Source organism: Actinoallomurus acaciae (genome assembly GCF_042429965.1).
In the GTDB taxonomy this organism is placed as follows: domain Bacteria; phylum Actinomycetota; class Actinomycetes; order Streptosporangiales; family Streptosporangiaceae; genus Actinoallomurus; species Actinoallomurus acaciae.
Genome location: NZ_JBHLZP010000265.1, coordinates 1 through 11,444, shown reverse-complemented (window position 1 = coordinate 11,444; position 11,444 = coordinate 1). Strand labels below are relative to the sequence as shown.

Here is an 11,444-nt window from a genome sequence, read left to right as displayed (position 1 = left end):
GCACGCCGCGCCAGGCCGCGCGGGCCGACGCCGGGGCGACGATGAGCGCCTGGTTCTTCTCCACGCCGCGCAGCACGTCGCGGGCCAGCGCCTCGGGGGTGTAGAGGCGCCGCTGCACCTTCAGCGCCGCCTGGCGCGCGTGGGTTCCCGCCGCGGTCGCCGGCAGGTCCGGGTTGGCGTTGTCGAGCAGGGGGGTGTCCACGAAGCCGGGGCAGACCACGCTCACCCGTACGCCCGCGGCGGCCGCCTCGGCGCGCAGGGCGAGGCTCAGGCCGACCACCGCGTGCTTGGTCGTGGTGTACGGCAGCATCAGCGGCGCCGGCACCAGGCCCGCGAGCGAGGCGGTGTTGACGATGTGCCCGTGCCCCTGTTCCAGCAGGATCGGGTACGCCGCGTGCACCCCGTGGATGACGCCGCGCAGGTTCACGTCGAGGGTCTTGTTCCAGTGGTCGAGGGTGAGCTCGTCGGTACGGCCGCCGACCGCGATGCCGGCGTTGTTGAAGACCAGGTCGAGCCGTCCGTGCCGTTCGGCGATGTCCCGGTACAGCGCGGCGACCTGCTCGGCGTCGGTCACGTCGAGCGCGGCGGCCTCGGCCTCGCCGCGCTCGGACAGGCGGGCGGCGACGCTCTCCGCGCGTTCCTTGTCGAGGTCGGCGACGACCACGCTGTCGCCCCGCAGGACGAGTGCGGTCGCGATGGCCCGGCCGATGCCGGAGGCACCACCCGTGATGATGGCGATGCGGGTCACTTCGTCGCCTTCCCGGTCTTGCGGGCCTTCTTCTGGGGTTCGTCCCAGAGGCCGACGGCCTGCCAGAGCCGGCGGCTGAAGCCATCGACCATACCGATCTCGGCGGCGAGGTCGCGGACCTTGGCGACGCAGTTCTTCATCTCGCCGTTCCAGGCGTCGTTCTTGCCGTACGCCTCGCGGATGACGTCCTTGGGAATGCCGAAGTGGCGCACCATCGTGCCGGGTGGCGCGAGCATGATGCGCGCCATGAGGCCGAGGATCAGCGGGGACATCACGCCGAGCGCCTTCCGGCGTACCGGGTTGATGCGGGGCACCCGGTGCTTGAGGTAGTGGCGGGCGAAGGAGATGTGCCGCGCCTCCTCCGCGATGTGGATGCGCAGGATCTTGTCCTGGAGCGGGTGCTTGACCTGGCCGGCCTTGATCGTCTGCCGCTGGAAGTAGTCGATCGGGTCCTCGCCGCCGAGCACGAACACGAAGAACAGCTCGGTGGAGATCCGCGGAATGTGCGGCGCGACCTGCGCGAGGATGTCGAGGCTGCGCGGCATGCCTTTGATCGGCATTCCCGTACGGTTGACGAACTCCTGGAACATCATCGCGTGATGGCATTCCTCGGTCGTCTCGTGCAGGACGTACCGGAACTCCGGGGAGTTGTTCGGCAGCTTGTACGCGTAGGCGAGCAGGCCGCGCTTCAGCAGGTTCTCGAACTGCAGGCCGATCTTCATCATCGTCGCGACGCGCCAGAGGCCGATCTGCGCCTGGATGTGCTCCGGCTGGCCGCGGTACCACTCGGTGGCGCCGAGCCGGTCGATCGAGGGCAGGATCCAGCGGGGGTCATCGGGGTCGACCTTGAAGTCGGGGTCGTCCCACGGGATGTCGGCGTACGCCTCCCAGTGCTTGTCCACGGAGGCCTTCGACAGGCGCTGGATGACGCCGACGTACGCCTTGCGATCCTGGACCTTTTCGCGGACTTCCTCGTCCAGCGTCGTGCTCGTCGGATTGGGCATTGTCACTCCCCTGTGTCGGCCGGGATGAGCAGACGGGCGAAGTTCTTGAGCTGTGTCAGTACCGCCGCCTGGTGTCCGTGGGCGTCGTCGTCCAGGGAGTTCTGCAGCGTCAGGCCGATCAGCGTGGCGAACAGGGTGCGGATCACCGTGTTCGCGGCCTGGGCGTCGAGCGACGTGGGGAACAGCCGGTGGAACGTCTCCAGGATCACCCGCACCACGCGCTCGTTGATGTCGATGCTGAGCGGCCGCAGGGTCTCGTCGGTCCGCGCGGCCATGGCGAGTTCCATGAGCGCGAGCGACGGCGCCTGCCGGAAGGTGTCCCAGAGCAGGTCGAGTGCCCCTTCGACGTTGCGGCGGCCGTCCGGCAGGTCGGCGAACGCACGCTCGAACGCGAGGCGCTGCCGTTCGAGGAGGTGTTCGAGGGCGGCGGCGACGAGCAGCATCTTGGTGGGGTAGTGGTGCTGCTGCGCCCCGCGCGACACACCCGCGCGCCGGGCGACCTCGGTGGTCGACGTGCCCGACCAGCCGAGCTCGGCGAGACACTCCATGGTGGCGTCGAGCAGCCGGCCCTGGGTCTCGGCGCGCCGCTCCTCCTGCGTACGGGAGGCGGCGTGCCGGTGGTGGCCATGACGTCGGCGGCTGCTTACTGACACGCCCTCGACGGTAGGCGCGGCAAAACATGCAATCAAGCCTGCTTTTATGTTGTCCCGGTCACAATTGGACACGGAGTCCAGCAGCTTGCGGGCGGCGGCCTTGAGAGCCGGCACGCGGTCTCAGGCGTGCCGGAGGGACGCGGCGACCGTCGCGGCGGTGACGATGACGAGGAGCGCCAGATGGCTCCAGGCGTGGACGCCGTCGGGAATCCGCGGCGGCCGGCGGCGCAAAATGAGGATGACCGGGAGCGCGCCGATGAGAAGAGCGGCCGCGGCGCCGAGGTCCACCGAGCCGAGCAGGAAGATCGCCGCGGAGGCGTCGAGGTGCGTTCCCGCGACGAGGAAGACGCCCAGCGCGGGCGCCGTGATGGCGAACGTGAGCGGGTTGGCCAGGGACGTCGCCGTGCGCATGCCGTGCCCGGAGCGGCGGAGCAGCGGGACCGTCATGACGCTGCCGCCGACGCCGACGAACGCCGCGATCGCGCCGATGGGCACGCCGAGCGCGGCGGGGATGCCGGCGACCTCGCCTCGCCGCCTCGAGCGTGCGATCGCGCGGGGACGGAGGAACCCGGGGCGCGCGAGCAGATCGACGATCGTGGCGGCGAGGTACGCGACGAAGACCCACTGCACGGCCGGGCCGGCGGCCCACCGGGCGGCCAGCGCTCCGACGGCGCCGCCGACGACGAGGAGGAACAGGAGGGTCTTGCTGCGGCGCAGCAGCCCCACGGTGCCCCGGTCGGTCGCCGCGGTCGCGACGCCCGCGTTGACGACCATCACCACCGTGGACGTGGCGACCGCGACGTGGGCCGCGTCCGCCCCGAGACCCGCGTCGGCCCACACGATCACCGGGACGGTGACGAAGCCGCCGCCGAAACCGAACAAGACCGTGGTCAGGCCCGTGACGAGCCCGATCCCGACCAGCATGAAGACGCTCACGAGTCCTCAGTCCAGCAGGGTCGTCGAGGGGCGGGCAATCGAAACCCGACCGTATTCTTTCGAGACTCGGACACTAGGCTGAGTACGTGAGGAACGTGCCGATCGCATCCGTCGACGCCGTCGCGCGAGCCGTCCTGGCCATCGGCACGGACTACGTCCCGGGGCATCTCCTGGACTGGCACGAGCACCGACGGGCGCAGTTCCTGTACGGCGCGACGGGCGTGATGATCGTGGAGACCGCCGACGGCACGTGGACGGTGCCGACCGAGCGCGCCGTTCTCATCCCGGCCATGACCAGGCATCGCGTCCGCATGCTCGACGTGAGCACCCGGAGCCTCTACATCGAGCCGGGCGCCGTGCCGTGGTGGCCGCGGGCGTGCACCGTCGTCGACGTCACCCCGCTGCTGCGCGAACTCCTGCTCGCCGCGGTCGACTTAGACGCCGACTACGATCTCGCCGGCCGGGAGGGCGCGGTCGCGGCACTCCTGCTGCACGAGATCGCGTCTTTGGGGTCACTGCCGCTCCACGTCGATCTGCCCTCGGCGCCGGATCTCGCCGAACTCTGCCGCGAATACCTCGCAGGCCCCGACGTCCGGCTGACCAACCGGGACTGGGCACGCCGGCTCGCGATGAGCGAACGCGCCTTCACCCGGCGCTTCCAGCGCGAACTGGGAACCAGCCCGGCCGCCTGGCGCACCCGCGCCCGGCTCGTGTCCGCGGTACCCCTCCTGCGCGAGCGTACGGTCACCCAGGTCGCGACCCGGCTCGGCTATTCCTCACCGGCGTCGTTCACCGCCGCCTTCTCGCGCACTTTCGGAATGGCCCCCTCCGCGCTGGTGACAAATCGCCAGTAGTCACAGTCGCCGGATCGCGTGCCGGCGGAGACCAGGGCCGCCGGCGTCCCCGGGGCACGGCATTAACCTGATGCTCGTCGGCTCGCGGGCCCGTTAGGGTAATCGCCATGCAGGTCAGCCAGTCGGACAAGCTCGCCAACGTCCTCTACGACATCCGTGGGCCGGTGCTCAAGCGCGCCATGCAGATGGAGGCCGAGGGGCACCAGATCCTCAAGCTGCACATCGGGAACCCGGCTCCGTTCGGGTTCGAGGCTCCGGATGAGATCCTCCAGGACGTCATCCGCAACCTGCCGATGGCTCACGGCTACAGCGACTCGAAGGGCATCCTGCCCGCCCGGCGCGCCGTCGTGCAGCACTACGAGCAGCAGGGGTTCGCCGGGCTCGACGTCGAGGACGTCTACCTCGGCAACGGCGTGTCCGAGCTGATCGTGATGGCGATGCAGGCCCTGCTCAACAACGGTGACCAGGTGCTCATCCCGGCACCGGACTACCCGCTCTGGACGGCCGCCGTGTCGCTCAGCGGCGGCACGCCCGTCCACTACCTCTGCGACGAGGACAACGGCTGGATGCCCGACCTCGCCGACATCGAGGCGAAGATCACCCCGGCCACCAAGGCCATCGTCATCATCAACCCGAACAACCCGACCGGCGCCGTCTACTCACGTGAGCTGCTCGAGGGCATCACCGAACTCGCGCGCCGCGAAGGGCTGCTGATCCTCGCCGACGAGATCTACGACCGCATCCTGTTCGACGACGCGGAGCACTTCTCGATCGCGCCGCTCGCGCCCGACCTGCCGTCGCTGACCTTCTCCGGCCTGTCCAAGGCGTACCGGGTCTGCGGCTTCCGCTCCGGCTGGATGGTGGTCTCGGGCCCCAAGGAGCATGCCGAGTCCTACATCGAGGGCCTCAACATGCTGGCCAACATGCGCCTGTGCCCGAACGTCCCGGGCCAGCACGCGATCCAGGCGGCCCTCGGCGGCTACCAGAGCATCAACGACCTGGTCCTGCCCGGCGGACGCCTCCGCGAACAGCGCGACCGCGCCTGCCGCCTCCTCAACGAGATCCCGGGCGTGAGCTGCGTGACGCCGGGCGGCGCCCTGTACGTCTTCCCCCGCCTCGATCCGGCGGTCTACCCGATCGAGGACGACGAGCGCTTCGTCCTCGACCTGCTGGAGAGCCAGCAGATCCTCGTCGTCCAGGGGACCGGCTTCAACTGGCCCACGCCCGACCATCTGCGCATCGTGACGCTGCAACACGCCGACGATCTCGAGGAGGCGATCGGCCGACTGGGCGAGTTCCTCGCCGACCGCCGCGCGTGACGGCGTTCCGAAGGGAAATCCATCTCGAACGTCCCGAGTGCGTTGGCGCCCCATGCGAAGCGCCCGGCAGATGACGTAGTCCTGCCCCGACGGGTGCCAGGGGATGGGCGGCGCCGGATCGTCCGAGAGATGGTCCGTTCAGTAGCGCACGGTGATCCTGCGGGCGTGGCCGTCCGCGCGTACCCGGCCGCCGACCGGGATGACGACCTGCGGGTCGGTGTGACCGAAGTCGACGTCGAAGACGATGAGCGCCCCGGGGTTGTACGCGGTCGTCGCGCGCAGGATCGCCTCGCGCTGCTCCTTGGCGTACACGGCCTTCTCGTCGGGGGTGTTCGGGCGTTCGAAGGACCATGCCTTGGCGCGTCCGACGAGGACGCCGGCGAACCGGCCGAGGATGCCACGCTCGCCCATGCTGCGCAGGATCCGGTACACCTCGGTGGCCGACGGGAGCGCCTCGCTCGTCTCGATCAGCAGGACCATGCCGTCGTACGCCTCGGGCCGCCTGATCCCGCGGTCGGCCATCATCAGCCAGGACAGGGTCTCCAGGTTGCCGCCCCAGGTCAGCCCCTCGACGACCTGGTCGGCGTTGTGCCAGCGCCAGCCGTCGCAGGCCTGCGTCGCCGGCGGTGACGCGAACGTCGCCGGGTCCGCCCAGTCGCGCTGGACGTCGCCGTACACCGTGCTCTCGCGCAGTTCGTACTCGCCGGAGGTGAACAGCGCCGCCTGGAGCGAGACCGTCGTCAGCGAGTGCATCGCGCCCGGCCGCCCGAACTCGCACATGACGGACCCGCCGTGGTACGCGACGATGCCGAGGTCGGCGATGTAGGTCAGCAGGTTCGTGTTGTCGCTGTAGCCGAAGAACGGCTTCGGGTTCGCCTTGATCAGGTCGGCGTCGAGGTGCGGCAGCACGGTGATCTGGTCGTCGCCGCCGACGCTGGCGATGACGGCCTTGATGTCCGGGGCGCCGAAGGCGGCGTGCAGGTCGGCCGCACGCTCCACCGGCGAGGCGCCCATCCGCCGGGTGGCCGGGTACTCGACCGGCACGAGCCGAAAGTCCTCCCGCAGTCGCCGCAGCCCCAGTTCGTACGGCATCGGATAGATCTCCGGCAGACCCGCCGACGGCGACACGATCGCCACCCTGTCGCCGGGCCGCGGCTTGGGCGGATAGATCGGTACGGTCATGGGGCCAGTGTCGGCGCCGGTCGAGGTTCGATCAAAGCCTTTTCCGGCTCCGGGCCGAGTCTTCAGGAAACACGCCAGGGACGTACCGAACATGCCTGACATGGGTACGTGGGGCTCAGACGAAGAAGGCGTTCATGCCGGGAACGTCGGACAAATAGGTCTCGATGTCGGTGATCTTGCCGTCGCGCAGGCGGCAGACCGTGGACAGGTACTCGTCCAGCACGGCGTCGTCGCGGCGGGCGGTGTTGTGCAGGGACAGCGCCACGTTCTCGCGGCTGACCAGGACGTGCAGCAGTTCGAAGTCGAGCCCGTAGCCGGCGATCTTCTGCGCGTGCCGTACGACCGCGTCGGTGCCGGAGACGGTGTTGTCGCCCGGCAGGGTCCAGGTGGGGGCCTGTTGTCCTACTGGAGGGCGCTCGCCGTGGATGGAGACTTCGAAGCGGATTCCAGGTGCGTGACCTGCTGGATGGGCTGCGTGAAGTCGCGGGTCCGGCCGCACTCGTCTCAGATAGTGAGCCCTTTTCATCGTGTGTGGGCTTCGCGTGCTTGTAGGACGTGGATGGCTTTGGCCAAGAACCCAGCGCGGTGTGGGCAGCAGCGGAGTTTCCGCAAGATCCGCCAGGTCTTCAAAGTCGCGTTGGCGCGTTCGCCGGGGCCACGCAGCTTGGCGTGGGAGCGGTTGGCTTCCCTCTGCGAAACCGGCTTGTTTTTCCCCCGATACGGCGTCCAGACGTGGTCGGCGGCACCGTGATAGCCCTTGTCGGCCAACGTGATCAGGCCAGCGCGTTCCAGAGCGCGCAAGATGCCCCAGATCCGTGCCGCTCTGGTGTCATGGACGCTGCCGGGCAGCGCCCCTGACACCCACACGATCTCACCGGTCGGGGTGGCGATGACTTGCAGGTTCATCCCGTGTCTCTTGTGCTTGCCCGAGTAGAACGGCCGGTCCGCGGCGACTCTGTCGATCGGGATCAGCGTGCCGTCCAAGACCACGTACGCGTGTCCGGCCCGCTCGGCTGATCGCAGCGCCGCCTCCAGTTTGGGCGAGCGGGCGGCCAGCAACTCGACGGTCTCGTTGACGTAGCGCCGGGCCGTGGAGATTGAGACCCCGAATCCGGAGCCGAGCTCGGCAAAGGTGTCGCCTTTACGTAGGTAGACCAAGACCAGCAGGGCCTGCTGGGCGGGGTTGAGCAGCCGGCCACGCGACCGGAGTTGCTTGCGGTGCCGGCGGACCAAGCCGGCAGCGTAGTTCAGGGTCGGACGCGACAACGGCAGCACAGCACGGTAGAACAGCAACAGAAGCCCCTGGAGTGGGTGGTGATCTTTGGCGAGTAATCCACCTACCAGGGGCTTCACCACGCCCGGACGCCTACAGCAAACCCGCGATCAAGCTGCGACGCGCGCCGGGCCCACCACTCGATGAAAAAGACTCACTGTGCCGCCTCGCCGCCCGCTGGCCTGAACGCCCCGCCAGAAGATCGCCGGAATGACTGCGCGGTCGCAGCGAACGTGATGGACCGGCGGACCGGGTTGGTATCGGCACCCGCTGATGGCTGATGGCCGGGGGAGGGCCTTCTGACCGGGGTGGACGTCGTGGTCCGTGCCGAGCCAGAAGGGCCTCGCCCAGGATGAGTTCATTTCGTCGTGTCGCTGTCACCGACCTTGTGGCACGCAGGTCTGGGCCAGGGCATCTCTTCGGTTCGCGCTATGTTCGGCCTCCTCATCGCGTCGGTGCCTTGGGGGTGTCAGGCGGGTTCGTCGAGGTCTTCCGGGGTGAGGTTCAGTGGGACGGACGACGGGGGGAGGCCGCTGAGGAACAGCTCGCGCAGTAGCAGGGCCATCGAGTACCTCGGGTCGGTTGACAGGGCGCGGTCGAGGGCGATGTTGGCCAGGGCTCCCTCGCCCGCGCGCCAGGCGGCGAAGGACAGCAGGCTTGCCGGGGCGGCCGCGTAAGGGTCGGCGACCCTCGTCAGGACGTGGCGCCACAGCCTCAGGTGGGTCTGCAGGTGCGGGTCCGTCATCCGGACCCAGGCCTCGTCGCGGACGCGCAGGCTGGACAACAGCACGCCCAGCCAGGCCGTCTCCTCGGCTCCCGGCAGCGTGCCGGACGCGCACGCGCGGTCGATGATCTTGCGGACCAGTGGCACGCCCTCGCGGGCCATGTGGGCCGGGACGCGTTCGGGGTCGCGCGTCGCCCACTCCTTCAGCCGCCGCTCGGCGCGGGTCGTGGCCGCGCGCATGCCGGGGCCGCCCGCCGGGGCCAGCATGCGCTCCAGCTCACCCCGGCCCGGCAGGGCGACCAGGCCGCCCGCGATGGCGGTCGTGGCGACCGGGCTCGCCGCCACGTCCACGAACGTGCCCTCCGGCGGGCAGCACGCGGTGTCCGTGCACAGGTAGGACCAGAATCTGCCGCCCTCCACCCGCAACGCCTCGCGGACGCGGACGCCCTGGTCGTGCAGGTGATCGCGTACGCGCTCCACCATCGGCGTCACCCGGCCGGCCGGCCCGTAGCCCGCCAGGATCACTCCGTCCGGCCCCCGGCGGGCGATGAGGCCGGCGACGTGCCCGAGTAACTCATCGGCCGCGGTCAGGTCGAGCCGTACGGCGTACGCGCCGTCGCACGCCAGCACCACCACGCTGTCGGCCGGATGGAAGCCGACGAGGTAGGGGATCGCGCAGACGACGTCGGCGGGGGAGCGGAGGCGGAGCGTGTTCGGGTTCATGGGAACGAGGGTGCCGTGGCGGGAAGCGGACGGACAGCCCGAGCTGAACCCTGTGGATAACCGGAAGAAACCCCAGGCCAGAGCCACAGTGGCGCACCCTGCGCGCGGAATGACTGAGATGCGTGGTCGGTCAATGACTGTGCATGAGCGTGTGCTTAGTGCCAAGGTAACGGGAATGTTTCGCTTGTTCTCGGGAGTGATGGTCGCCGAATGAGCACTCCCTACGATGAACGGCCGTGGCTTCGGTTCTACGCCGACGGCGTGCCGGCGAACGTCCAGATCCCGGACGTCCCGCTGACGCACCTGCTCGACGCGTCGGCCGAGCGGTTCCCGGGCCGCAAGGCACTGATGTTCTTCGGGCGGGGCATGACGTACGCCAAGCTGCTGGACGCGGTGAACCGGCTCGCCGGAGCGCTGCGCCGGATCGGGATCCGCAAGGGCGAACGCGTCGCGGTGATCCTCCCGAACTGCCCCCAGGAGGTCATCGCGTTCTACGCGATCCTGCGCATCGGCGCCATCGTCGTCCCCACGAACCCGCTGTACACGGCCTCCGAACTGCGCCACCAGCTCGCCGACTCCGGAGCGCGGGTCGTGGTCGTCTTCGACAAGGCGTACGAGACGCTGGTCGAGGCCATGCCCGGCACCAACGTCCAGCAGGTCGTCGTCACCTCGCTCACCGACTACCTGCCGTTCGTCAAGCGTGAGCTGCTGAAGCTGCCCGTCGCCAAGGCGCGGAGGCTTCTCGCCGAGCTGAGCACCGAGATTCCGGCGAACGCCGAGGTCCTGCGCTTCGACGACCTGTTGAACGAGGGGCCGGACAATCCCCAGCAGACACCGGTCGATCCCTTCCGCGACCTGGCGGTCCTGCAGTACACCGGCGGCACCACCGGCCGCCCCAAGGGCGCGATGCTCACCCATCGCAACCTCGTCGCCAACGCCCACCAGACCGTCTCGTGGGATCCGGCGATCCGCCCCGGCCACGACGTGAACCTCGCCGTCGTGCCCCTGTTCCACGTCTTCGGCCTGACGTTCTGCCTGACCTGCACGATGCTCATCGGCGGCATGGTCGTGCTGATCCCCAGGTTCGACCTGGACCTGGTGCTGGACGCCGTACGCAAGCACAAGCCAACGCTCTTCCCGGGCGTTCCGCCGATCTACCAGCAGCTCGCCGCCGCGCCCGAGTCGAAGAAGGCCGGTGTCGGTGACATCCGCACCTGCGTGTCGGGGGCCATGGCGCTCGCCCGTACGACCGTCGACGCGTTCCGGACCGGGACGGGTGGCCGGGTCGTGCAAGGGTACGGAATGACCGAGACGTCCCCGGTCGTCATGGCCAATCCCCTCGACGGGAACGCGCGCCACATCTCCGTCGGCGCGCCGCTCCCCGGCACCGAGGCGCGCATCGTGGACGAGCGCGACCCGCAGCGCGTGCTGCCCGTCGGCTACCCGGGCGAGCTGATCGTACGCGGGCCGCAGATCTTCGCCGGCTACTGGAACCAGCCCGCCGAGACCGCCGAGACCCTCTCACGCGACGGCTGGTTCCGTACGGGCGACGTCGCGGTGATGAGCCCGGACGGCTACTTCACCCTCATCGACCGCAAGCGCGACGTCGTCATCGTCGACGGCTTCAACGTCTATCCGTCCGAGATCGAGAACGTCCTGACCACGCATCCCGGCGTCGCCGAGGCCGCGGTCGTCGGCGTCCCGGACTCCGCGCACGGCGAGATGGTCACCGCGTACATCATCCCGCGCGAGCCGGCGCCGAGCCCGGAGGAGATCCGGGCGTACGCCGCCCAGCACCTCGCCGGCTACAAGGTGCCGGCGTTCGTCGAACTGCGCCCCACCCTGCCGCGCAACATGCTCGGCAAGGTCCTGCGCCGCGTCCTCCGCGAGGAGAACGCGATGTCCTAGCCGAACCGGGGCGGCCGGCGACCTCGATCGACCGCAGGCGGCGGGGCCCCGCCCGGTCAGGCGGCCAGGTTCAGGCCGGTCAGCAGGACGGCCGCGACACCCGCGGCCGTCAGGGCGCCG

The 11,444-nt window shown here is 69.6% G+C and carries 11 protein-coding genes; 3 read left to right on the top strand and 8 right to left on the bottom strand.

Annotation, left to right across the window (positions count from 1 at the left end; genetic code table 11):
- The 4 genes from ACFFNX_RS29375 to ACFFNX_RS29360 form a co-directional block, all read right to left on the bottom strand.
- Positions 1-748 (bottom strand): SDR family NAD(P)-dependent oxidoreductase (locus ACFFNX_RS29375; protein WP_378209006.1); only part of this gene is annotated, 748 nt, incomplete at its 3' end.
- Positions 745-1,752, bottom strand: coding sequence for an AurF N-oxygenase family protein (locus ACFFNX_RS29370; protein WP_378209004.1), 1,008 nt, complete (start codon positions 1,750-1,752; stop codon positions 745-747). The genes ACFFNX_RS29370 and ACFFNX_RS29375, both read right to left, overlap by 4 nt.
- A gap of 2 nt (positions 1,753-1,754) precedes the next feature.
- Positions 1,755-2,405 (bottom strand): TetR/AcrR family transcriptional regulator, encoded by a 651-nt coding sequence (locus ACFFNX_RS29365; RefSeq protein ID WP_378209002.1) that lies wholly within the window; start codon positions 2,403-2,405, stop codon positions 1,755-1,757.
- A gap of 120 nt (positions 2,406-2,525) precedes the next feature.
- Complete coding sequence (locus ACFFNX_RS29360; RefSeq protein ID WP_378209000.1) at positions 2,526-3,341, bottom strand: sulfite exporter TauE/SafE family protein; 816 nt, start codon at positions 3,339-3,341, stop codon at positions 2,526-2,528.
- 95 nt (positions 3,342-3,436) lie between these two features.
- Here ACFFNX_RS29360 and ACFFNX_RS29355 point away from each other — a divergent pair, with 95 nt between their 5' ends.
- The gene (locus tag ACFFNX_RS29355; protein ID WP_378208998.1) at positions 3,437-4,195 is read left to right on the top strand and encodes an AraC family transcriptional regulator; all 759 of its coding nucleotides are present in this window, start codon (positions 3,437-3,439) and stop codon (positions 4,193-4,195) included.
- Between the two features lie 107 nt (positions 4,196-4,302).
- The gene (locus ACFFNX_RS29350; protein WP_378208996.1) at positions 4,303-5,514 is read left to right on the top strand and encodes a pyridoxal phosphate-dependent aminotransferase; all 1,212 of its coding nucleotides are present in this window, start codon (positions 4,303-4,305) and stop codon (positions 5,512-5,514) included.
- A gap of 138 nt (positions 5,515-5,652) precedes the next feature.
- Here the strand turns inward: ACFFNX_RS29350 and ACFFNX_RS29345 are convergent, their stop codons facing one another.
- From ACFFNX_RS29345 to ACFFNX_RS29330, 4 genes are all read right to left on the bottom strand, one after another.
- Positions 5,653-6,696 carry a S66 family peptidase gene (locus ACFFNX_RS29345; protein WP_378208994.1) on the bottom strand — a complete coding sequence of 348 codons (1,044 nt, stop codon included), beginning with the start codon at positions 6,694-6,696 and terminating at the stop codon, positions 5,653-5,655.
- 115 nt (positions 6,697-6,811) lie between these two features.
- A complete protein-coding gene (locus tag ACFFNX_RS29340; RefSeq protein WP_378208992.1) occupies positions 6,812-7,195 on the bottom strand; it encodes a nuclear transport factor 2-like protein in 384 nt (127 codons plus the stop codon).
- A gap of 23 nt (positions 7,196-7,218) precedes the next feature.
- Entirely contained in the window at positions 7,219-7,989 is a 771-nt protein-coding gene (locus ACFFNX_RS29335) for a transposase family protein (protein ID WP_378208990.1), read from the bottom strand.
- Positions 7,990-8,438: 449 nt separating this feature from the next.
- Positions 8,439-9,416 (bottom strand): DUF4192 domain-containing protein, encoded by a 978-nt coding sequence (locus tag ACFFNX_RS29330; RefSeq protein ID WP_378208989.1) that lies wholly within the window; start codon positions 9,414-9,416, stop codon positions 8,439-8,441.
- A 210-nt stretch (positions 9,417-9,626) separates the two neighbouring features.
- Here ACFFNX_RS29330 and ACFFNX_RS29325 point away from each other — a divergent pair, with 210 nt between their 5' ends.
- A complete protein-coding gene (locus ACFFNX_RS29325; RefSeq protein ID WP_378208987.1) occupies positions 9,627-11,324 on the top strand; it encodes an AMP-binding protein in 1,698 nt (565 codons plus the stop codon).
- Positions 11,325-11,444: the final 120 nt, after the last annotated feature.

Coding starts and splice junctions, on each gene's coding strand:
- ACFFNX_RS29330 (WP_378208989.1), bottom strand. CDS start 9,416: ATGAACCCGAACACGCTCCGCCTCCGCTCCCCCGCCGACGTCGTCTGC.
- ACFFNX_RS29350 (WP_378208996.1), top strand. CDS start 4,303: ATGCAGGTCAGCCAGTCGGACAAGCTCGCCAACGTCCTCTACGACATC.
- ACFFNX_RS29325 (WP_378208987.1), top strand. CDS start 9,627: ATGAGCACTCCCTACGATGAACGGCCGTGGCTTCGGTTCTACGCCGAC.
- ACFFNX_RS29345 (WP_378208994.1), bottom strand. CDS start 6,696: ATGACCGTACCGATCTATCCGCCCAAGCCGCGGCCCGGCGACAGGGTG.
- ACFFNX_RS29370 (WP_378209004.1), bottom strand. CDS start 1,752: ATGCCCAATCCGACGAGCACGACGCTGGACGAGGAAGTCCGCGAAAAG.